Origin of the sequence: Rhizobium sp. TRM95796, assembly GCF_025779995.1 — a bacterium.
Taxonomy (GTDB): Bacteria; Pseudomonadota; Alphaproteobacteria; order Rhizobiales; family Rhizobiaceae; genus Rhizobium_E.
This window is the reverse complement of record NZ_JAOXHE010000001.1, coordinates 807753-828834: the sequence shown is the minus strand read 5'-3', so window position 1 is coordinate 828834 and position 21082 is coordinate 807753. Positions and strand designations below refer to the sequence as shown.

The window sequence follows — 21082 nt, the reverse complement described above, 5'->3', positions numbered from 1 at the left end:
CCGAGGTCGAGTTTACGCGACGGTTGCTTCAATCACCAGGCCGACGGGAGCGCCACCCCTCGCTTCGCGTCGCTTTCCTCGGTGTTCATTCCGGTTGCGTATCGAGACTTACGATCGGCGGCGTCGATCGGATCGGAGTGAGGCGCTATGGGCCATGCGGCGGCCGCCTCTTGGATCAATCGACACGACCGGCGATCCAGTCCCCCGTCTCCTGCAATATCTCGACTGAAAAATCGGGATCGTCGACCGCGCGCGCCAGGATGACGGCTCCGACCATGGCCGCCCAGCTTCCGATCGCAGCACGGCGCCTATTGGCGTCGTCCAGATCTGGAAGCGCCTTTTCGAGCCGAGCGATCTGCGCGCGTAAGCCATCGGTCATGGCGGCCTGCGCGGCGGGCGTCTGGTGTCGGATGGCGGCGGCCAGGCTCGGCGTCGGGCAACCGGCGGCCGGATCGTCGCGATGGCGCGGCGACAGATAGGTCCGGACGAAGTCGCCGAACGATGCGCCGTTGACGCTGTCGGCCGCGAGCGCATGCGCCAGCGTCTGCGCCACCAGATCGTCCTTGGAGTCGAAGTGTCCGTAAAAGCCGCCATGCGTGAGCCCGGCCGACTTCATGACTTCGGCGACGCTCACCGCCTCGAACCCTTTTTCCTTAAACAACCGGCTTGCGACGTCCAAAATACGGCGCCTGTTTTCCGCCATCTGCTCTCGGCTGACTTTCATCTTCAAGATTCTCCGACCCGCCCGTTGACATAATCATGATGACTGTCATATTTAAGCGCAATCATGATGATCGTCATGATTATAGTGTCAACGATGGAAAAGAGCAATCCGATGAGTGCAATTCCTGCAGTCCTGATCACCGGCGCCTCCACCGGCATCGGCGCAGCCTATGCCGAGCGGTTCGCGCGGCGCGGACACGACCTCGTGCTGGTCGCCCGCAACGTCGAGCGCATGGAGACGCTTGCGCAGCGCCTTCGCCAGGAGACGGGCGTGGCGGTCGATATCGTCCCCGCCGATCTCACCAGGACGACGGATCTCGCACAGATCGAGACCAGGCTGCGTGACGACGCGCGCATCGGCATTCTGGTCAACAATGCTGGAACGGCGATCGGCGGACAATTCATCGAGCAGAATGTCGACGACATGACCCGACTCGTGGCGCTGAACGCAACCGCGCTCGTCCGGCTGAGCAGCGCCGTTGCCCCACGTTTCGCCGGAGCCGGCGAGGGCGCGATCGTCAATATCAGCTCGGTGGTCGGTGTCGCGCCGGAACTCGGCATGACGGTTTATGGCGCGACCAAGGCTTTCGTCCTGTTCCTGTCCCAGGGGCTCGCGCACGAATTGGGTCCGAAGGGCGTCTATGTCCAGGCCGTGCTTCCCGCCATCACCCGGACCGAGATCTGGGATCATGTCGGCGCCGACGTCGACAGCATGGGCGAAGTCATGGAAGTGAGCGATCTGGTTGATGCGGCCATGATCGGTTTCGACCGCCGCGAAGCGGTGACCATCCCGTCGCTGCATGACGCGGGCCTGTGGGATGTTCATGACGGCGCGCGTCAAGCCCTGCTGGGCAATTTCGTCAACGCGCTTCCCGCCGACCGCTATCGCGGGCTCGCCTGACCGTCGTCGCGGTCGATCGAAGACGACGCCCTTGCTGGCGGGATCCGCCAGGACCATCTCGGCGTCGCGCCGATGGGCGCGGCGTTTGCGATCGACTGGCCCGGGGATCGGTTCATACCGGGCGTCGTCCATCCTGATCGGCGCTTTCGCGGTGACCGGCGTTCGCCTCGTTCGTACGCGGCTTTCGTCCCGCCATGCGCGCCGCCGGCCATTGTTCGCCAGCCGGCCTTTTGGGCGCGTCCTTATGTTTTCTTTATTCCCTATCCGCTTCTTCCCAATCGAAGCCTGACCCGAGGCGCCGATAAACCTGTGTCGGTATCAACAGGAGAACCGGACATGTCCGACCTCGTCTATATCGCGCTGGGCTCCGGCGCGCTTTTCGTGCTGGCGCTCTACGCTCGCGCGCTCGATCGCCTGTGAGGGAATAGCAATGCTCGAACCCCTTTTCGGCCTTTTCGTCGCCGTCGCCCTCGGCGTCTATCTCGTCGCGACGCTCCTGCGTCCCGAACGCTTCTGAACGGGAGCACATCATGACTCTTCTCGGATGGCTGCAAATCAGCCTCCTCTTCCTCGCCGTCCTCCTCGTCATCAAGCCGCTCGGCCTCTACATGGCGAAGGTGTTTTCAGGCGAGCGGACCTTCATGTCGCCCGTGCTCGGCCGCCTGGAGCGCGATCTCTACCGCCTGAGCGGCGTCCGGCCCGACAAGGAGCAGAGCTGGCTCGCCTACACGCTCGCCATGCTCGCATTCTCGCTGACGGGTCTCGCGGCGCTCTACGCCATGTTGCGGCTTCAGGCCTATCTGCCGCTCAACCCGCAGGGTTTCGCCGGCGTGCCGGCCGATCTCGCCTTCAACACCGCCGTCTCCTTCGTCACCAACACCAATTGGCAGAACTATGCCGGTGAAGCGACGATGAGCCATTTCTCGCAGATGGCCGGCCTCACCGTGCAGAATTTCCTGTCGGCCGCGACGGGCATGGCGCTCGCCGCCGCCGTGACCCGCGCTTTGGCCCGCTCCAAGGTCGCGACGCTCGGCAATTTCTGGGTCGATATGACGAGAGCCACGCTTTACGTGCTGCTGCCGCTCGCCATCGTCGTCGCGCTGGCTTTTGTGGCGATGGGCCTGCCGCAGACGCTGGACGCCTCGGTGACCGCCGCCACGCTCGAAGGGGCCAACCAGGTCATTTCGCTCGGACCCGTGGCCTCGCAGGAAGCCATCAAGCAGTTGGGCACCAATGGCGGCGGCTTCTTCAACGTCAACGCCGCCCATCCGTTCGAAAACCCGACGGCCTGGTCGAACTATCTCAACATCTTCGCCATGCTGTCGATCTCGGCGGCCATGGTCTACACCTTCGGGCAGATGGTCGGAAATCGCAGGCAGGGCTGGGCGCTGATTTCGGCCATGGCGATCCTGCTGATATCCGGCGTCGCGGTCACCTATTGGGCGGAAGCGCAGGGCAATACGATCCTGACCGCGCTCGGCGTCGACCCGGCGCTCGGCAATATGGAAGGCAAGGAAGTCCGCTTCGGCCAGGCCATGACCGCGCTCTACGCCGCCGTGACCACGGGTCTTTCAAATGGCGGCGTCAACGGCATGCACGGCTCGTTCACCGGGCTCGGCGGCCTCGCTCCAATGTTCCTGATCCAGCTCGGAGAAGTGCTGCCCGGCGGCGTCGGCTCCGGCCTCTACGGCATGCTCGTCTTTGCGATGCTGTCGGTTTTCGTCGCCGGCCTGATGGTCGGCCGCACTCCGGAATTTCTCGGCAAGAAGATCGAGGGACGCGAGATGAAATTCGCAATGCTCGCGGTGCTGATCCTGCCGCTGGTCATTCTCGGCTTCACCGCCGTATCGGCCATGCTGCCCTTCGCGGTGGCGAGCGTGGGGACGTCGGGGCCGCATGGATTGTCGGAAATTCTCTACGCCTATACGTCCGCAGCCGGCAACAACGGCTCGGCCTTCGGCGGGCTCACCGGCAATACGGCCTGGTACAACACCACGCTCGGCATCGCCATGCTGCTCGGTCGTTTCGCCTATGTCGTGCCGGTCATGGCCATCGCCGGATCGCTCGCCGCCAAGGTGAAGTCGCCGGCCTCCGCCGGCACCTTCCCCACCGACGGCCCGCTCTTCGTCGGCCTGCTGGTCGGCATCATCCTCATTCTCGGCGGCCTGCAATTCCTGCCGGCGCTCGTGCTCGGCCCTGTCGTCGAACACTTCGCCATGCTCGCCGGCCAGACTTTCTAAGGAACCATCATGTCAAAAGACCACAAGGCTCCAGGTCTTCTCGACCCGTCGATCCTGTTTCCGGCGATGCGCGACGCCTTCGTCAAGCTCGATCCGCGCAAGCTTCTGCGCAACCCGGTCATCTTCGTGACCGAAATCGTCGCCGTCGTCGTGACGATCCTGTTCATCCGCGACCTCGCCGCAAATCCCGGCGAGGCCGGGTTCTCCGGCCAGATCGCCGCCTGGCTCTGGTTCACCGTGCTCTTCGCCACCTTCGCGGAAGCCGTGGCGGAGGGCCGCGGCCGCGCCCAGGCCGACAGTCTCAAGAAGACCAAGTCGGAACTCGTCGCCCGCCGGCTCGCCGCCAATGGCAAGACGGAGACGATTCCGGCCCCCAGCCTGAAGATCGGCGACGTCGTGCTGGTCGCGGCCGGCGAACTCATCCCGGGCGACGGCGAGGTGATCGAAGGCGTCGCCTCGGTCAACGAGAGCGCGATCACCGGCGAATCCGCCCCCGTGATTCGCGAATCCGGCGGCGACCGCTCGGCGGTGACGGGCGGCACGCAGGTGCTGTCGGACGAGATCAAGGTGAAGATCACCGTCCAGCCAGGCTCATCCTTCGTCGACCGCATGATCGCGCTGATCGAAGGCGCGCAGCGTCAGAAGACGCCGAACGAGATCGCTCTGTCGATCCTGCTGTCGGGCCTGACGCTGATCTTCCTGTTCGTCTGCGTCGCGATCTGGGGCCTCGCCGGCTATTCCGGCACGGTTCTGTCGGTCACGGTGCTGGCCGCGCTTCTCGTGACGCTCATCCCGACCACGATCGGCGGGCTGCTCTCGGCCATCGGCATCGCCGGCATGGACCGTCTCGTGCGCTTCAACGTCATCGCGACGTCGGGCCGCGCGGTGGAAGCGGCCGGCGACGTCGACACGCTTCTGCTCGACAAGACCGGCACGATCACCTTCGGCAATCGCATGGCGAGCGACTTCGCTCCGGCCCCCGGCGTTACGCCGGCGGAACTGGCCGAAGCCGCGCTTCTCGCTTCGCTGTCCGACGAAACGCCCGAGGGACGCTCGGTCGTGGCGCTCGCCACCGGCGATTTCGGGGTCGCCATGCCGAAGGCCGAGTTCGACGCCGTCATCGGCTTCACCGCCGAGACGCGACTGTCCGGCGTCGATATCGGCGCCCGCCGGCTGCGCAAGGGCGCGGTCGATTCCGTGCTGAAATTCACCGGCCTCAGCGAACAGGACGCGCCGGCCGAGTTTCGCCGGGCGGTCGACCAGATCGCACGCACCGGCGGCACGCCGCTCGCGGTCGCCGACGGCAACCGCCTGCTCGGCGCCATCCACCTCAAGGATGTGGTCAAGCCCGGCATCAAGGAACGCTTCGCCGCGCTCCGCGCCATGGGCATCCGCACGGTCATGGTCACCGGCGACAATCCGGTGACGGCGGCGGCCATCGCCTCGGAGGCCGGCGTCGACGATTTCCTCGCCCAGGCCACGCCCGAGGACAAGCTCGCCTATATCCGCCGCGAGCAGCAGGGCGGCCGCCTGATCGCCATGTGCGGCGACGGCACCAACGACGCCCCGGCGCTCGCCCAGGCCGATGTCGGCGTCGCCATGCAGACCGGCACGCAGGCCGCCCGCGAAGCCGCCAATATGGTCGACCTCGACTCCAGCCCGACCAAGCTGATCGAGATCGTCGAGATCGGCAAGCAACTCCTGATGACGCGCGGTTCGCTGACGACCTTCTCGATCGCCAACGACGTGGCCAAATATTTCGCCATCATCCCGGCGCTGTTCGTGGCCACCTATCCGGCGCTCGAGGCCCTCAACATCATGGGGCTGGCCTCGCCGCAGTCGGCCATCCTGTCCGCCGTCATCTTCAACGCGCTGATCATCGTGGCGTTGATCCCGCTCGCGCTCAAGGGCGTCAGCTATCGTCCGTCAGGCGCAGCCGCGCTGCTTCGCCGCAACCTTCTTGTCTACGGCGTCGGCGGCCTGATCCTGCCCTTCGCCGGGATCAAGGCGATCGACATCGCCGTCAGCGCCCTTCATCTGGTGTAATCATGCTCAATCATCTCAGACCTGCATTCACTCTCGTCCTCGCCCTGACCGTGCTGACCGGTCTCGCTTATCCGCTGGCGATCAACGGCATCGCCCAGACCGTCATGCCGGATGCGGCCAATGGCAGCCTGATCCGCCGTGACGGCAAGATCGTCGGCTCGGCGCTCATCGGGCAGAACTTCGCCTCCGACCGCTATTTCTGGCCGCGCCCGTCGGCCACCGGCCCAGATCCCTACAACGCGGCCGCGTCATCGGGGTCGAATCTCGGCGCCACCTCGGTCAAGCTGAAGGACCGCGTCGCCGCCGATGTCGCCAAACTCGCCGGGGAGGGCGTCGCCGCGCCTGTTCCTGGCGATGCGGTGACGACGTCGGGCTCGGGTCTCGACCCGCATGTCTCGCCGGCCTTCGCCATGGCGCAGGCGGCGCGCGTCGCCAAGGCGCGCGGGCTCGATCCCGCCGCCGTCGCATCGCTCGTGGCGCGACAGGTCGAAAAGCCCACGCTCGGCGTTATCGGAGAAGCAAGGGTCAATATGCTAGAGCTCAATCTGGCGCTCGACGCCCTGAAGATGTGAGAGGCCGATGGCGGATAACGACCGCAGGGACGAGCGACGTCCCGATCCCGATGCCCTGCTTGCCCTGGCGGATAAAGACCGCCGGGGCAAGCTGACCGTTTTTCTGGGCGCCGCGCCCGGCGTCGGCAAGACCTATGCGATGCTGTCGCGCGCCCGAAGGCTGAAGGCCGATGGCGTCGACGTCGTGGTCGGTCTGGTCGAAACCCACGGGCGCGGCGAGACGGCGGCGCTGCTCGACGGCCTCGACGTTCTGCCGCGGCGCAGGGTGGCCCATCGCGGCCGCATGCTGGAGGAGTTCGATCTCGACGCCACGCTGGCGCGGCGTCCGCGCATCGTCATCGTCGACGAACTCGCTCATTCCAATCCCGAAGACAGCCGGCATCCGAAACGGCACCAGGACATCGAGGAGCTGACGGCCGCCGGCATCGACGTCTGGACGGCGCTCAACATCCAGCATCTCGAAAGCCTGGCCGACCTCGTCGCCCAGATCACCGGGGTGACGGTGCGCGAACGCGTGCCGGACATCGTGCTGAAGCGCGCCGACGAGGTGCTCCTGGTCGACCTGTCGCCCTCCGAGCTGATCGAGCGTTTGAAGGAGGGCAAGGTCTATCTTCCCGAAAGCGCCAATCGCGCCGTCGACCGCTTCTTCCGTCTCGGCAACCTGACGGCGCTGCGCGAACTGGCGCTCAGGCGCACGGCGGACCGGGTCGACGATCAGATGGTCGACTATCTCAGGCAGAACGCCATCGACGGTCCCTGGGCCACCGGCGAGCGCCTTCTCGTCTGCGTCGGTTCGGATCCGGTGTCGGAAAAGGTCGTGCGCGTGGCGAGCCGTTTGGCCTCGGGCCTCAATGCGCCCTGGCTGGTCGTCTCGATCGAGCGCGCCGACCGGGAAGTCGAGACGCCGGAGCGGCTCCAGCGCATCGAGACGCTGTTTCGCCTCGCGGAACAGTTGGGCGCGGAGACGCGGCGCATCATCGGCAACGACTTCGTGGAAGAGATCCTGAAGCTGGCGCGGCGCGAACATGCGACGCAGATCGTCATCGGCGCGCGCAAGCGCGGCCGCTGGCAGACAGTGTTCAGCCCGTCGCTCACCGATGCGCTAGCGCGCAGGGCCTCGGGCCTGGGCGTGCACATCGTGACGCCGGAGGGCGGGCCCGGCGAGATCCGGCCCGGCGCGCTCCGCTTGCCGCAGGCGACTGCGCTGCGACAGGCGGCGCTGTCGGCGGTCGGTTTCGTCACGCTGACCACGATGGTCGGCAAGAGCATCGACATGTTCGTGAAACTGCCGAACATCTCGCTGCTCTACCTGCTCGCGGTGCTCGGGGCGTCGGTCACCGGAGGCTATGTCGCCGCCTTCCTCGCAGCCGCCCTGTCGGCGCTGGCCTATAACTTCTTCTTCATCGAGCCCGTCCACACCTTTACGATCGCCGCGCCTCACGAGGTGTTCGCGCTGTTCGTCTTCATCGCCGTCGCCATGATCGCCGGCGGGTTCGCGTCCCGCATTCGCGAACAGGCCGAGATTGCGCGGGTGAGGGCGGCCGCCCTGCAATCGCTCTATGATTTCTCCCGCAAGCTCGCGAGCACGGCCAAGAGCGACGATGCGATATGGCTCACCGTGTCGCAGCTGCAGGCGAGCCTGAAGCGGAAGGTGGCGCTGCTTGCGCCGCGCCAGGGCGATCTCCACATTGCCGCCGCCTGGCCTCCGGACACCGAGCTCGACGTCACCGACATGACCGCGGCGCGCTGGGCCCACGACAAGCGCGAGCCTTCCGGGCATGGCACGGGCACGCTGCCGAACAGCCGGTTCCAGTTCAGGCCGCTCCTGGGGCCGCACGGCGTCACGGGCGTCTGCGGGATCGAACATGTCGGCGAACCGCTGGATATCAATGCGGAACGCGCCTTGACCGCGATTCTCGACCAGACCGCCATCGCGCTCGACCGCGCCAGGCTCGCCGATGAAACCGTCGAGCAGGCGTCGAAACTCGAAGGGGAGCGGTATCGCGAAGCCCTGTTGTCGTCCATCTCGCATGATCTGCGCACGCCGCTGGCGACGATCCTCGGCGCCGTGACGGGCCTGCGTCAGCTCGGCGATCGCATGACCGCGGAGAACCGTGACGACCTTCTCCAGTCGATCGAGGAGGAGAGCGGCCGCATGAGCCGCTTCGTCGCCAATCTGCTCGACATGACCCGGATCGAGGCCGGCACGCTGAAGCCGAAGCTGGACTGGGTGGATGTGTCCGACGTCGTGCAGGCGGCCGTCGAGCGGACCCGCAAGCATGCGCCGGGCCGGCTGATCGAGACCGGAATCGCAGCGGATCTCCCTTTGATCCGGGGCGATAGCGTGCTCGTCGGCCAGGTGCTGTTCAACCTCTTGGACAATGCCGTGAAGTATGGCGGCGACGAGCCGATCAATGTCTACGCCCGCCGCGACGGCAAGGATGTGGTGATCTCGGTCACCGATCTCGGCAAGGGCATCCCGCCCGAGGATCTGGACCGCATCTTCGAAAAATTCTATCGCAGGGGAAAGCCGGATGGCCGCGCGCCGGGCACGGGACTGGGGCTTTCCATCGCCCGCGGCTTCGTCGAGGCGATGGGCGGCAAGATCCATGCCGAGAGCCCCGCGCTGAGAAAACGCGGCACGCGCATCGTCATGCGGTTTCCGGGAAGCGAGAAATAGGCGAGATCACATGAACCTGTCGCGCATACTGGTCGTCGATGACGAGCCGCAGATCCAGCGCTTCCTGAAACCCTCGCTCACGGCGGCGGGATACGAGGTGGTCGAGGCGGGCACGGGCGCCGAAGCGCTGAAGGCGGTCGCGACCCAGGCGCCCGACCTCGTCATCCTCGATCTCGGCCTGCCGGATATGGACGGCAAGGAAGTGATCGCGAGCCTGAGGGGATGGTCGGACATCCCGATCGTCATTCTCTCGGCGAGGGACCGCGAAAGCGAGAAGATCGGCGCGCTCGATCTCGGCGCCGACGACTATGTCGAAAAACCGTTCGGCATCGGTGAGCTGACGGCGCGCATCCGCACGGCGCTGCGCCATCGCGGCCGCCGCGATGCGATCCCGACCGTGACGGAGGTCGACGGGCTGGTGATCGATCCCGTCAAACGCCTGGTCATGCGGGACGGCGAGACGCTTCACCTCACGCCCAAGGAATATGATCTGCTGCTGTTGCTGGCCCGCCATGCCGGGCGCGTCGTCACCCATCGCGCCTTGCTGACAACGGTCTGGGGTCCGGCGCATGGCGACGACCTGCATTATCTTCGCGTCTTCATCGGCCAGTTGCGGCAGAAGATCGAGCGCGATCCGACACAGCCGCGCATCGTGCGCACCGAGCCCGGGGTGGGCTACCGGATGGCGGAGCAGGAGTGACGGCGACATCCAGGGGTCTGCGCGACGGTGGAACAGGATTGGCCAACGTCGCGACCGCCGACGCCGTGGCGAACATCGTCAGCGCGCGTGTCGGATGATCCGGATTGCTCTCTTCATGAAAATACCTGGACGCTGCTCTCAAGAATGCGGGGTCGATTGGATCCAACAGAAGCAGGCGGGGGACGTGATGTTGCGCGGCGGGGCTCGGGACGACGCATATCCTCGGCTTAGCTCCGTGGATCATCGTGCAAGGTTGATCCGCGCGCATGCTGGGAACACTACACCAAGGCGCGGCCCTAGACGAACAGGCCACTTTTCCCAACATGGCGCATCTGCATCATAGGTCTCCTCGATGTAGATCTCCGTCGGCCGCCCTGCGTTCACAGGGCGGCTCCGGGCCTGTTTCAGGACGGGATGTGTTGCCTTTGTCCCGTCTCGGCCGCTTTTTCGATGGCGGCGACCAGGCGACTGTTGTGAAGCGCATGCGCGAAGCCGGGCGTGAGACGGGTGTCTTCGGCGAGATCTCTTCCGAGCGAGGCGTAGACTTCGCCGACATTGATCGATGCGCCTGCCCAGAAGTCGGCGGCCGTCGGCCCGACGCCGGAGGCGACAGGCGCGTCCGGCGCCTCGAAATCGACGCTCGAACCGAGTGCGAGGTCGCCGACCTGGACGCCGGCGAAATGGCTGCCCGTCAGTTTCAGCCAGCCGTTGGCCCCGCGGATTTCGAAAGTGAAGTTCGCCTGGTCTGCGGGAACGCCGGCCAGCACCTGAACCGAAACGGGAGCGCCGCTCGCCGTTTTGGCGATGAGGTCGAGATGATCGGGAATATCCCGCAGGGATGTCTCCCCGGTGTCGACGATGTCGATCTCCGGCCAGATAAGCTCGGTGCGCGCATCGACTTGCGTGATGGCGCCGAGCACCGCCTCGATGACGTCGACGACATGGCCGGTGGTGATGGTCATGAAGCTCGCACCCGAGGCAGCCTTGTTGAAGTAGTCATACGCCTTTGGCGATTGCGGGCCGTATCCAAAGGTCGTGGCGATGACGCGGGCCGACATGAGCCGTCCCAGCCGGCCGGATGCGACGATTTCCGCCGCCCGTCGAACGGCCGGGTTGTGGCGGCCTTGCAGTCCGATCACGGTATGGAGCGACCCTGCCGCTGCGGCCATTTCTTCGGTCTCGGCCAGCGTCGCGCCGAGCGGGCTCTCGGAATAGACGGCCTTTCCGGCCCTGAGCGCGGCCAGCACGAGTTCGCGATGCGCCGGCACCTTGACGGCGACAGTGACGACGTCGATGGAGGCGTCTTCGATCATCGCGTAGGGGTCCGCATACCAGCGCTCGGCCCCGAAAGCATCCGCCGCCGCTTTCGCGCTCTCCTCGCGCCGGGTCGCGACGGCCGCGAGCCTCAGATGCGGCTGTGTAGCCAAGGCGGGGATGTGAGAGGCTCCGGCCCAGCTTGCGGCGATATCTGCGCCGATGACGCCAACCCGAAATTTCTTGTCGTTCATGTCTCTTTGCTCCTTGAAGCCATCCGTCGCCGATCGGCGACATGGGAAGGAGCCTATCGATGGACGCCACGGAGCGGAAATCGATAGCCGATATGTGGCGCCATCGATGGCATGGATAATGGTCCTCGGCCCTCGAGGCTGTCGGGGACGTCAGTAATAGGGCTGAACGAGGTCGCCGCAGAGATTTTCCGAAGCGAGCCAGACATGCGGAAACGCGCCCAGAAGCGCGTTCCGGATCCAGCGCTGCGCCGGATGCGCGTCGTTTCTGCGATGCCAGGACATGACGAAGGGCACCGGGTTCAGCGGCAGAGGAAAATCGACCATGGTGAGCCGGTCGGCAAAACCGGAATTGGCCACGACGCCCTCCATCACGATGGCCAGCATGTCGGACGAGGCGACGAGTTGCGGCGCCGACGCCATTTGCGGGACCGTCAGCGCAACGCGCCGCCTCATTCCCTTGGTCGCCAGGGCCGCGTCCGCGACATCCAGTCCATCGGTGTCCGGCGCAATCTGGATATGGTTCAGGGACAGGAATGTCTGCGCATCGAGCGCGCGCGCGGTCGTAGGATGGTTCTTTCGCAGGATGCAGACGTATCGCTCCTGGAACAGCCGCGCATTCAGGATGCGACTGGAAGCCGACAGGGGAATGCCAACCGTGAGATCCACATCCCCGGCGTCGAGAAGATCGATGGCGGCATCGCGGCTATCAAATTCCCGCACCGTGAGATCGACGCCCGGAGCTCTCGCCGCGAGGACCGCGAGAAGCCGCGGCAGGACCACGGAGCCGGCATGGCCGGACAGGCCCAGCGAAAACGTCGTCCTGACCGTCGAAGGATCAAAATCCTGGGTGAAATCGAGGGTGCGCTGAATGTCGCGCAAGGCGGTCGCGATCGGTTCGGCCAGTTCGGCGGCGCGGGGCGTCGGCTGCAAGCCGGAAGGCCCCCTCACGAACAACTCATCCTTCAGCAGGTCGCGCAGGCGGGCGAGCGCCGCGCTCATGGCCGGCTGGGTGCGGCCGATACGAGCGCCGGCGCGCGTCACATTTCGCTCGGCGTTTATGGCGTCAAAGGCGACGAGAAGATTGAGATCGATGCCGTGTAAATTCATCGAATGGATACATACGCCGGCGCATCATCAATGACAAGCATGCCGACCGCATCCCGTTCCACACAGGGCGAGCGTGACGGCGCATCGGAGTCGCCTACACCTCGCTGCCCGACAACGCGAAGGCCAATACCGAATTCGACGGCAAGAACCTGGGTTTCGCCGTCGGCAATATCGGTGTCGTCGCCCGCAATGACTTCCTGGCCGCCAACCCGGCCGCCAAGAAGCTGTTCGAAGTCGCCAAGCTCGACATCAACGACATCTCGGCCGAGAACAAGCTGATCACCGATGGCGAGAAGACGTCGGCCGACATCGACCGCCATGTCGACGACTGGATCAAGGCGCATCAGGACCTCTACAACGGCTGGCTCGCTGACGCCCGCGCCGCCGCGAAATAATCGTCAACGGTCGGGGCGCTTCGCCTGAGGCGCCCCGCACAGGATGATGGTCATGAGCCAAACCACAAATTTCGTTTTTCTACTCGTCGAAGAGTTCACCCATCTGGCTTTCTCCAACGCCGTGGAGTCGCTTCGCATCGCCAACCTGATGGCTGGCCGCGATCTCTACGCATGGAGGCTCGCGTCGGCCGACGGCCGATCCGCGACGTGCTCGAATGGAGCGGTCACGCTCGTGGATCAGGGTCTCGCGCCGTCGGGGCGCGATGACCGGCTCATGGTCGTGTCCGGCATCAACGTGCAGCGGCGCACAAAGCCGGACCTCCTTCGCTATCTCCGAGGCGAAAGAGCCCGTGGAATGCAGATCGGGGCCATCTGCTCCGGCGCCTACGTGCTCGCCGAGGCCGGTTTCCTGGATGGCCGCCGGGCGGCCGTGCATTGGGAATTTCACGATGTCTTCGCCGAGCGGTTTCCTTCGGTCAATCTGACCAAGTCCGTCTTCGTCGCGGACGAAAAGTTCGTGACCGCCTCGGGCGGCGCGGCGGTGGCCGACCTGATGCTGCATATGATCGCGCGCGACCATGGACGCGATCTCGCCGCGTCCGTCGCCGACCAGATGGTCTACAACGCCGTGCGCGACGGCAGCGCGACCCAAAAAGTCTCCATGCGGTCGAGATACGGTCTGCGCAACAGCCGCGTCGGCGAGGCGATCCGGCTCATTGAGGAGAATGTCGAATCTCCCTTGAGCAGCGCCGAGCTGGCGCGCAGACTGGGCATCTCGGCAAGGCAGCTGGAGCGCATGTTCGAGCGCTATCTCAACACCACGCCGAAGCGATACGTCATGGAACTCCGGCTGCATCGGGCGAGGAACCTGATCGTCCAATCGGACCGGGCTCTCACCGACATCGCCATGGCGTGCGGCTTTGTCTCGACGTCGCATTTCTCTAAAGTCTACCGCGCTCACTTCGGCAACACGCCGGGCAGTCAGCGGTCGATCCTCAACTAGAGCTCACGAAGGAAAAAATGACCTATTTCCAAGGAAAGACGGCGCTCGTAACCGGCGCGGCGGGCGGGATCGGCGCTGCGATCGTCAAACAATTGCGCGCCGCCGGCGCAAGGGTGGCTGTGGCGGACCGCGATGTCGCGGGCATCGAGGCGGAGGCGCGCCTGCCGGGCGACCTGCTCGAGGCCGCCTATGCGGATGGCCTGCCGAAAGCGGCGTTCGAAACCCTCGGCGGCCTCGACATCGTGATCAACAATGCAGGCGTGATCACCCGCGGCGACGTCGCCAACACAACGGACGCCGAGTGGGACCTGTCCGTCGGCGTAAACGTCCACGCGCCGTTCAGGATCTGCCGGGCCGCGATCCCCATCATGGCCGACCGCGGCGGCGGCGCGATCGTCAACGTGTCGTCTTGTTGGGGCGTGCGGCCGGGTCCCAATCATGCCGTCTATTGCATGACCAAGGCGGCGATCGCCTCTCTGACCCAATGCATGGGCATGGACCACGCGCATCAGAACATCCGCGTGAACGCGGTCTGCCCGAACGAGGTCAATACGCCGATGCTGCGGACGGGTTTCGTCAAGCGCGGCTTCGATGCGGACACGGCAGTCGCCGAACTCGGCAAGACCGTCCCGCTCGGTCGTATCGCGGAACCCGAGGACATCGCCGAGGTCGTGGTTTTTCTCGCCTCCGACGCCGCGCGCTACATGTGCGGATCGCTGGTCGAAGTGAATGGCGGGAAGCCGGTCGGATGAGCAGATTTTTGGGAAAGGTCGCCCTGGTGACGGGCGGACGAAGCGGGATCGGCCAGGCGATCGCCAGGCGGCTTCGCGATGAAGGCGCTCGGGTGTTCACCGCGCAGCGCGGTGAGGACCACGACTTCGAGTCGATTGTAGTTGATTTCACCGTTCCGGCCGACGCCGGACGCGCGGTCGATTCAGTGATCGCTTCGGCTGAAAGGCTCGACATATTGGTCAACAATGCAGGGGTCATGCAGGAGGCGCTCGCCGAGGACATGAGCCTGGCGGATTGGGACAGGACCATTGCGGTCAATCTCACCACGCCGTTCATGCTGATCAAAGCCGCCCTTCCGCATTTGCGCGCGACGGGTGGGACGATCGTCAACATCGGATCGATCGAGGGCCTCGGCTCCAATCCAAAGCACGCCGCCTATTGCGCCTCCAAGGCGGGCCTGCACGGTCTGACCCGGGCCATCGCGGTCGATCACAGCGCCGAGGGTGTCCGATGCAACGCCGTCGCGCCGGGCTGGATCGACACCGATCTGAATGTCGAGTTCATCGAGAGCATGCCCGACCCCGAGGCCTTCAGAGAGAATATCGGCAAAATCCACCCCGTTGGGCGAACCGGCAAGCCGGAGGAAGTGGCGAGCCTCGTCGCCTGGCTGGCGTCGGCGGAATCGTCGTTCGTGACGGGGCAGGTGTGGACCATCGATGGCGGACGGATGGCCAAGCTCAGTCTGCCCTGATGGCGGACCGGGCGGCGCATCGGTCTTCAGCCGTCCATGGCGCGCCGCCGGTCGGCGTCGGCCGTCACAGATTGCGGGTTGCCAGCTCCTGCGAGGCGACCGACAGCCATTCCCTGAACAGACGGACCGATTCCTTCGGGGCGCGCCGCGTGGGAATGACGGCGAAATAGGCGCCTCTCGGCTTCACCGCCGCGTCTGTCAGTTGAACGAGCCGATGCTGGTCGAGCAGATCGCGAACGAGATGTTTCCAGCCCAGGGCGATTCCGTGTCCGTTGAGAGCGGCGTAGATCGCCTCCGTATAGAAACTGCAGCGGAGCCCGAGCGTTTTTCTGGGAACGACCACCGAGAACGCCGATAGCCACTCATTCCAGCCCGTCCACATCGGGTCGTCGGTATCGTTGGAAATGAGCGAGTGACGGATCAGGTCGCCCGGGGCGCCGATCGGCCCTGCCGAGCGGGCGAAATCGGGGCTGCAGATCGGAAATATCTCGTCCTCGAACAGCGCCTCGGCATGGCCGCCCGGCCACATCCCGTTTCCGAAGCGGACCGCAATGTCCATTTCGGCTCGCTCCAGGTCCGGCATGTCGTCCTGCGTGACGATGCGGAGGTTGATGTCCGGATATTGTCGCGAGAATTCCGAAATCCGAGGCATAAGCCAGAAATGGGAGAAGGCGACGGTCGCGGAGATGGTCAGGTCGTCGCTTTCGCCTCCTCTGCGAAGGTCAGCCACGCTTTCGGCGAGCAGATTGAACGCTCCGCTCGCCGCCTCCGACAGCATCCTGCCCTTGTCCGTCAGCGCGACCCGCCTGTGCGACCTGGCGAAGAGCGGGAACCCGAAATCCTCTTCGAGCAGATGAATCTGGCGGCTGACCGCCGCCTGCGTGACGCCGAGCTCAATGGCGGCCTTGGTGAAACTCGACAGACGCGCTGCGGCCTCGAATACCGTCAGCGCCGTCAAGGGAGGCAGTTGCCTGCGAAAACTCTTCATCGTCCGTTCCAACGAAAAGCGGCGGTCGCATTACATTTCATTATGTGAAGAAGCCCCATTACTACGGTTGAGTTTGATGAAATTGCTGCGATCCTTCGGCCATCATACATAAGGGTGCATTATGCTCAACAAATTTCCGTCTTCGCTGTCTCCGCTGCTCGACGCTCGGATCGAAGGTCACTCGCTACCGGCGGGGCTTTACACGCGCGACGACGTCTTCGACGCCGACATGGACGTGTTCTTCACCAAGCACTGGATCTATATCGGCCTGGAATGCGATGTTCCCGAAGCGGGTGACGCCGTCGTCATCGACATCGGCAAGACGAGCCTGATCCTGCTTCGAGACGACGACAACGAGGTGCGGGTAGTGCGAAACGTCTGTCGCCATCGCGGATCGAGGCTTCTCGACGCCGGCGCCACGGTCGTGTCCAAACTCGTCTGTCCCTACCACCAATGGACCTATGAACTCTCCGGCGAACTCAGCTATGCGCCGCATATGGGCAAGGATTTCGACAAGAGCTGCAAGAGCCTCAAATCCGTGCACTTCAAGTCCATCGCGGGCCTCATCTATGTCTGTCTCGGCGACACGCCCCCGGCCGACATATCGGAACTCGAAAGAGTGATGGTGGAACGACTGGCGCCCTACGACCTACGCAATTCCAAGGTCGCCCATCAGGTCGACGTCATCGAGAAGGGAAATTGGAAGCTCACGATCGAAAACAACCGTGAATGCTACCATTGCAGCGCCAACCACCCCGAGCTCTGCGTGTCCTTCGTCGATCTTGACTTCGGCTATGATCCGGAAAGCCTGAGCCCCGAGGACCGCGAAGAGGCCGAAGCGCATTTCGCGATGTACAACGAACGCACCCGCAGCTGGGAAGCCGACGGCTTTCCGTCGGTCGCCATCGAGCACACACGAAACGTCGAGACGAATTTCAGAACCCAGCGTCTGATCATCGCCGGAGCCGGCGAGTCCCAGACCGAGGACGCGACCGCGGCGTCTTCGAAGCTCCTCGGCCACATGACGCGCAAGGACCTCGGCGACATGCATTTGTGGGGCCACAATTCGTGGAACCACTTCATGGGCGATCACGCCGTCACCTCGATCGTCATTCCGCTCAGCGCCGACACCACTCTGGTCCGCACCAAGTGGATCGTGCATCGGGACGCCGTCGAAGGCGTCGACTACGATCTCGAGAAGCTCATCCATGTCTGGGTGGAAACCACCGAGCAGGACGCTGCGCTCGTGGCGCGATCGCATGCCGGGATCCTCGATCCCGCATACGAACCCGGCGAGTATTCGAAATTCAGTGAAGGCGCGCTCGACGATTTCGCCACCTGGTATATCGAGAGGATGCGCGCTCATGGCTATTGAGCTGCTTGAACGAAGCGCATCGCCCGCTGCCGTCGCGACCTGGAACGCCGACGCCGACGACACATTGCTCTGCGTCGACGTCCACGACGAGACGCATGACGTGAAAAGCTTCACCTTTGTGTCGCCGGAGCGGAAGCGGTTCGCGTTCAGCGCAGGCCAGTATTTCATGTTCGAGCCCGGTATCGACGGAGAGCAGGACGGCCGTTGCTACAGCATTTCCTCGTCTCCCTTCCGGTCGAACGCCATCACGATCACCGTCAAGCGCGTGGAGGGCGGCAAGGTTTCCAACTGGCTGCACGACAACCTCAAGCCCGGCGCGCAGGTGCGGGCGACCGGGCCGCTTGGAACATTCGTGAGGCCCGCGGCGAAGAAATATCTGTTCGTGTCGGGTGGTTCGGGGATCACCCCCGTCATGTCGATGGCGCGGGAGATGGCGGACGCCGCCGAACCGGTGGATGTCGTCTTCCTCCATGCGGGACGCAGCCCGAGAGACCTGGTGTTCCGACAGGAGCTCGCAACGCTGGCCGAGCGCCTGAAAGGTTTCAGGCTCCACTTCCTGCCGGAGCATATCGCGAACGAAAGAACGTGGTCCGGACTCTCGGGTCGGATTTCGAAAGAATATCTCGGCCTGGCCGTCGCCGACCTGGCGGAACGCACGGTCATGTGCTGCGGCCCGGCCCCGTTCATGCGCGCCATGCGGACCCTGGCCCTAGACGGTGGAGTGTCGCCCGCAAACTATCACGAGGAGAGCTTCGACGGCGCGGCGCTCGAAGACGCGGTCACGGGCTTGCCGCAGACGACGGAGGCCAAGACCTTCACCGTTCAATTTTCCAAGCAGGGCAAGACGATCGAGGTCCGAGCCGATCAGACGGTGCTGTCCTGCGCGAAAAAAGCCGGCGTCAGGCTGCCGTCGTCATGCGCCAACGGCATTTGCGGCACCTGCAAATCGAAGTTGGTCAGCGGCGCCGTCGACATGAAACATGGGGGCGGCATCCGCCAGAGGGAGATCGACTCAGGGCTCTTTCTGCCCTGCTGCTCCAAGCCCATGAGCGATCTCGTCATCGACAGGTAGAGGCCGATATCCTATTCGGAATTCGGAAGCCGCCGCGGACATGCGAGCCCGATCCATGCCGCCGGCCCAGATCGCAACGGCGGGCGCTGGATCGGTTCTTTCCCCGACCCGACCCGCGCCGGACAATGACACATGAGGAGCCAGCGTGAAGACGAATTTTCCCCGCCTCGGTTCGCCTTTGAAGGTCGGCTCACACATGCTTCGAAACCGAATCGTCTTCGGAGCGCATACGTCGAACATGGCGGTCGACGGCGTCCCTGGGGAGCGGCATGTCGCATATTACGCCGAACGAGCGATGGGCGGCGCAGCGATGATCGTCGTCGAGCCCGTCCCGGTCCACGCCGCCGCAGTGTTGACCCGAGGCAATTTCCGCCATTCCGACGACAGCGTGATCCCCTATTTCCGCAAGGTGACCGAAGCCATCAAGTCGAACGGCGCGGTCGCCATCCAGCAGCTCTATCACATCGGCGCTCACGGGGATTCCGATCTCTCGTTTCATCCGCATTGGTCGCCCTCGGGACTGCCCAGCTATCATGACAGCGATGGCTCGCACGCCATGACCGAAAGCGAAATCTGGGAGACCATCGACGGATTCGTCCAGGCTGCGAGGCGTTGCAAGGAGGCGGGCTTTGACGGTGTCGAAGTCTGGGCGGCCTATCTCGGCATGGTGGATCAATTCTGGACCCCGTGGAGCAACCGCCGTGACGACGCCTGGGGTGGATCGCTCGAGAACCGGACGCGGATGTCGCGGGAGATCATGACGCGGATCAGGGAGGTCTGCGGCCCCGACTTCATCATCGGGCTGGCCATCAGCGACGATAGCGAGACCTCGGTCACGCTGCAGCGGGACGAGCTCGCCGAGATCGTGAAACACCACGACGATCTCCGTCTCATGGATTACGTCACCTGCGGCTCGGGCGGATACCTCAATCTCGACCCGCTCATACCGACCTTCCTTTTCCCCGAAAAGCTCGGAACCGACTTGGCGGCGGTGGTCAGGACGGTCGTGAAGAACGCCGTCGTCATGGCCGAGAGCCATATCCGCACGCCCGAGAACGCCGAGTCGGTTTTGAGTGAAGGCTCCGCGGACCTCGTTTCAATCGTCCGGGGCCAGATCGCAGACCCTCATCTCGCTCGCAAAGCCCTCGACGGAAGGCCCGAGGATGTCCGCGGTTGCATTTCCTGCAATCAGATGTGCTGGGGCAGGCGCTCGCGCGACTACTGGATCAGCTGTCTGATCAACCCTTCGGTGGGACGGGAATTCGAGTGGGGCGGCGACCGCTTCGAACGGACCGCCGATCCCAAGACGGTTCTCGTCGTCGGCGGCGGCCCGGCCGGGTTGGAAGCCGCCCGGGTGGCCGCGGAGCGAGGGCATGCGGTGAGCTTGGTCGAAGCAGCCAGCCGTCTCGGCGGCAACTTCCGGCTCGCGGGAAGCCAGCCGAGACGGGCCCAGATCATCGACCTTCTCGACTGGTACGAACGGCAGCTCGACAGGCTCGGCGTCGACGTGCGGCTCAACGTCTACATGGAGGCGGAGGATGTGGCGGCGCACGGAGCCGACCATGTCATCCTGGCGACCGGTTCGATGCCGACCGAGACCGGTTTTCAGAAGGCGATACCCTCTGTCGATATCTTGCCGGGGATCGAGCTCGGCGGCGTCTGGTCGATCGAGGCGGTCATGGCGCGCCAGGCGAAGCTCGGCAAGCGCGTCCTCGTCTTGGATGAGGCGGGCGGCTGGCGCGGATGCGGGACCGCATGGAAACTGGCCGAAGACGGACATGAGGTCGTCATCCTGTCTCCGGACGCGATGATCGGAAAAGAGCTTGTCCGCACCGCCGCCGACGCGCGGTTGAGAAAGACTTTGGCCAAGCTCGGCGTCGCGTGGAAGTTGGAAGTCAGTGTGGTCGAATGGCATGGAAACGGCGCCACGATCATCGACCACACCACGGGGCGACGCTCTTTCGTGGAGGGAGACTGCCTCGTGACCGCGACGACGAATGTTGCGGCGGACTGGCTGGCAAAGGAGTTGGCGGCGCTGGGTATCGTGTCCCAGAGCGTCGGCGATTGCGCCGCGCCCCGCCAGGCGCCGTACGCCTTCTACGACGGCCGTCGCGCGGCGCTGGCGCTCTAGCTACGACAAAGCCGAAACACTCCAGACCGCCGATGTGCCGGCCTCCATGACTGACATCCATTCGTTGCTGTCTCGACGCCGGATCGTTTTTTCGCGGCCCGCCGGAACATCTTGTATCGCTCCGTTTCGCATGAAGAATTCGGCGCATGTTGCAGGCG

General features: G+C 64.6%; 19 protein-coding genes. 15 read left to right on the top strand and 4 right to left on the bottom strand.

Going from position 1 to position 21082, the window contains the following annotated elements; genetic code table 11:
- Positions 1-175 precede the first annotated feature (175 nt).
- On the bottom strand, positions 176-724 hold the full coding sequence (locus tag OCK01_RS03945) for a TetR/AcrR family transcriptional regulator (RefSeq protein WP_263822783.1): 549 nt from the start codon (positions 722-724) through the stop codon (positions 176-178).
- Between the two features lie 111 nt (positions 725-835).
- Here OCK01_RS03945 and OCK01_RS03940 point away from each other — a divergent pair, with 111 nt between their 5' ends.
- The 8 genes from OCK01_RS03940 to OCK01_RS03910 all read left to right on the top strand — a co-directional run bounded on the left by OCK01_RS03940 (position 836) and on the right by OCK01_RS03910 (position 9862).
- The gene (locus OCK01_RS03940; RefSeq protein ID WP_263822782.1) at positions 836-1624 is read left to right on the top strand and encodes an SDR family NAD(P)-dependent oxidoreductase; all 789 of its coding nucleotides are present in this window, start codon (positions 836-838) and stop codon (positions 1622-1624) included.
- A 72-nt stretch (positions 1625-1696) separates the two neighbouring features.
- Positions 1697-2044 (top strand): hypothetical protein, encoded by a 348-nt coding sequence (locus tag OCK01_RS03935; protein ID WP_263822781.1) that lies wholly within the window; start codon positions 1697-1699, stop codon positions 2042-2044.
- A 10-nt stretch (positions 2045-2054) separates the two neighbouring features.
- The gene (gene kdpF / locus OCK01_RS26510) at positions 2055-2141 is read left to right on the top strand and encodes a K(+)-transporting ATPase subunit F (RefSeq protein ID WP_182829440.1); all 87 of its coding nucleotides are present in this window, start codon (positions 2055-2057) and stop codon (positions 2139-2141) included.
- Positions 2142-2154: 13 nt separating this feature from the next.
- Positions 2155-3864: a potassium-transporting ATPase subunit KdpA gene (gene kdpA, locus OCK01_RS03930; protein WP_263822780.1), complete on the top strand. Its 1710-nt coding sequence runs from the start codon at positions 2155-2157 to the stop codon at positions 3862-3864.
- A 9-nt stretch (positions 3865-3873) separates the two neighbouring features.
- Positions 3874-5910 (top strand): potassium-transporting ATPase subunit KdpB, encoded by a 2037-nt coding sequence (kdpB, locus tag OCK01_RS03925; protein ID WP_263822779.1) that lies wholly within the window; start codon positions 3874-3876, stop codon positions 5908-5910.
- A 2-nt stretch (positions 5911-5912) separates the two neighbouring features.
- Entirely contained in the window at positions 5913-6482 is a 570-nt protein-coding gene (gene kdpC, locus OCK01_RS03920; RefSeq protein WP_263822778.1) for a potassium-transporting ATPase subunit KdpC, read from the top strand.
- Between the two features lie 7 nt (positions 6483-6489).
- Positions 6490-9162 carry a sensor histidine kinase gene (locus tag OCK01_RS03915; protein WP_263822777.1) on the top strand — a complete coding sequence of 891 codons (2673 nt, stop codon included), beginning with the start codon at positions 6490-6492 and terminating at the stop codon, positions 9160-9162.
- Positions 9163-9172: 10 nt separating this feature from the next.
- Positions 9173-9862 (top strand): response regulator, encoded by a 690-nt coding sequence (locus OCK01_RS03910; RefSeq protein WP_263822776.1) that lies wholly within the window; start codon positions 9173-9175, stop codon positions 9860-9862.
- Positions 9863-10266: 404 nt separating this feature from the next.
- On the opposite strand, the gene OCK01_RS03905 is transcribed toward OCK01_RS03910, so the two are convergent.
- Positions 10267-11370: a Gfo/Idh/MocA family protein gene (locus tag OCK01_RS03905; RefSeq protein ID WP_263822775.1), complete on the bottom strand. Its 1104-nt coding sequence runs from the start codon at positions 11368-11370 to the stop codon at positions 10267-10269.
- 150 nt (positions 11371-11520) lie between these two features.
- Complete coding sequence (locus OCK01_RS03900) at positions 11521-12477, bottom strand: LysR family transcriptional regulator (RefSeq protein WP_263822774.1); 957 nt, start codon at positions 12475-12477, stop codon at positions 11521-11523.
- 83 nt (positions 12478-12560) lie between these two features.
- Between OCK01_RS03900 and OCK01_RS26435 the strand changes: the two genes are divergently transcribed.
- From OCK01_RS26435 to OCK01_RS03880, 4 genes are read left to right on the top strand one after another with little or no spacing between them, the layout of a single operon-like run.
- Positions 12561-12872: a glycine betaine ABC transporter substrate-binding protein gene (locus OCK01_RS26435; RefSeq protein WP_318530230.1), complete on the top strand. Its 312-nt coding sequence runs from the start codon at positions 12561-12563 to the stop codon at positions 12870-12872.
- A 52-nt stretch (positions 12873-12924) separates the two neighbouring features.
- Positions 12925-13875, top strand: a complete 951-nt coding sequence (locus tag OCK01_RS03890; RefSeq protein ID WP_263822773.1) for a GlxA family transcriptional regulator — start codon at positions 12925-12927, stop codon at positions 13873-13875.
- Between the two features lie 17 nt (positions 13876-13892).
- Positions 13893-14627: an SDR family NAD(P)-dependent oxidoreductase gene (locus OCK01_RS03885; RefSeq protein WP_263822772.1), complete on the top strand. Its 735-nt coding sequence runs from the start codon at positions 13893-13895 to the stop codon at positions 14625-14627.
- Entirely contained in the window at positions 14624-15358 is a 735-nt protein-coding gene (locus OCK01_RS03880; RefSeq protein ID WP_263822771.1) for an SDR family NAD(P)-dependent oxidoreductase, read from the top strand. Before OCK01_RS03885 ends, OCK01_RS03880 begins: the two co-directional genes overlap by 4 nt.
- A gap of 64 nt (positions 15359-15422) precedes the next feature.
- Here the strand turns inward: OCK01_RS03880 and OCK01_RS03875 are convergent, their stop codons facing one another.
- On the bottom strand, positions 15423-16346 hold the full coding sequence (locus OCK01_RS03875; RefSeq protein ID WP_263822770.1) for a LysR substrate-binding domain-containing protein: 924 nt from the start codon (positions 16344-16346) through the stop codon (positions 15423-15425).
- 121 nt (positions 16347-16467) lie between these two features.
- Between OCK01_RS03875 and OCK01_RS03870 the strand changes: the two genes are divergently transcribed.
- From OCK01_RS03870 to OCK01_RS03860, 3 genes are all read left to right on the top strand, one after another.
- Positions 16468-17721, top strand: coding sequence for an aromatic ring-hydroxylating oxygenase subunit alpha (locus tag OCK01_RS03870; RefSeq protein WP_263822769.1), 1254 nt, complete (start codon positions 16468-16470; stop codon positions 17719-17721).
- Positions 17711-18793 carry a hybrid-cluster NAD(P)-dependent oxidoreductase gene (locus OCK01_RS03865; protein WP_263822768.1) on the top strand — a complete coding sequence of 361 codons (1083 nt, stop codon included), beginning with the start codon at positions 17711-17713 and terminating at the stop codon, positions 18791-18793. The genes OCK01_RS03870 and OCK01_RS03865 overlap by 11 nt, the downstream gene beginning before the upstream one ends.
- A gap of 145 nt (positions 18794-18938) precedes the next feature.
- Complete coding sequence (locus OCK01_RS03860) at positions 18939-20924, top strand: FAD-dependent oxidoreductase (RefSeq protein WP_263822767.1); 1986 nt, start codon at positions 18939-18941, stop codon at positions 20922-20924.
- Positions 20925-21082 lie beyond the last annotated feature (158 nt).

What these genes read in the sequence shown, in the direction of transcription:
- OCK01_RS03945 (WP_263822783.1), bottom strand. Translation starts at nt 724, where the DNA reads ATGAAAGTCAGCCGAGAGCAGATGGCGGAAAACAGGCGCCGTATTTTG.
- OCK01_RS03940 (WP_263822782.1), top strand. Translation starts at nt 836, where the DNA reads ATGAGTGCAATTCCTGCAGTCCTGATCACCGGCGCCTCCACCGGCATC.
- OCK01_RS03935 (WP_263822781.1), top strand. Translation starts at nt 1,697, where the DNA reads ATGGGCGCGGCGTTTGCGATCGACTGGCCCGGGGATCGGTTCATACCG.
- kdpF (WP_182829440.1), top strand. Translation starts at nt 2,055, where the DNA reads ATGCTCGAACCCCTTTTCGGCCTTTTCGTCGCCGTCGCCCTCGGCGTC.
- kdpA (WP_263822780.1), top strand. Translation starts at nt 2,155, where the DNA reads ATGACTCTTCTCGGATGGCTGCAAATCAGCCTCCTCTTCCTCGCCGTC.
- kdpB (WP_263822779.1), top strand. Translation starts at nt 3,874, where the DNA reads ATGTCAAAAGACCACAAGGCTCCAGGTCTTCTCGACCCGTCGATCCTG.
- kdpC (WP_263822778.1), top strand. Translation starts at nt 5,913, where the DNA reads ATGCTCAATCATCTCAGACCTGCATTCACTCTCGTCCTCGCCCTGACC.
- OCK01_RS03915 (WP_263822777.1), top strand. Translation starts at nt 6,490, where the DNA reads ATGGCGGATAACGACCGCAGGGACGAGCGACGTCCCGATCCCGATGCC.
- OCK01_RS03910 (WP_263822776.1), top strand. Translation starts at nt 9,173, where the DNA reads ATGAACCTGTCGCGCATACTGGTCGTCGATGACGAGCCGCAGATCCAG.
- OCK01_RS03905 (WP_263822775.1), bottom strand. Translation starts at nt 11,370, where the DNA reads ATGAACGACAAGAAATTTCGGGTTGGCGTCATCGGCGCAGATATCGCC.
- OCK01_RS03900 (WP_263822774.1), bottom strand. Translation starts at nt 12,477, where the DNA reads ATGAATTTACACGGCATCGATCTCAATCTTCTCGTCGCCTTTGACGCC.
- OCK01_RS03890 (WP_263822773.1), top strand. Translation starts at nt 12,925, where the DNA reads ATGAGCCAAACCACAAATTTCGTTTTTCTACTCGTCGAAGAGTTCACC.
- OCK01_RS03885 (WP_263822772.1), top strand. Translation starts at nt 13,893, where the DNA reads ATGACCTATTTCCAAGGAAAGACGGCGCTCGTAACCGGCGCGGCGGGC.
- OCK01_RS03880 (WP_263822771.1), top strand. Translation starts at nt 14,624, where the DNA reads ATGAGCAGATTTTTGGGAAAGGTCGCCCTGGTGACGGGCGGACGAAGC.
- OCK01_RS03875 (WP_263822770.1), bottom strand. Translation starts at nt 16,346, where the DNA reads ATGAAGAGTTTTCGCAGGCAACTGCCTCCCTTGACGGCGCTGACGGTA.
- OCK01_RS03870 (WP_263822769.1), top strand. Translation starts at nt 16,468, where the DNA reads ATGCTCAACAAATTTCCGTCTTCGCTGTCTCCGCTGCTCGACGCTCGG.
- OCK01_RS03865 (WP_263822768.1), top strand. Translation starts at nt 17,711, where the DNA reads ATGGCTATTGAGCTGCTTGAACGAAGCGCATCGCCCGCTGCCGTCGCG.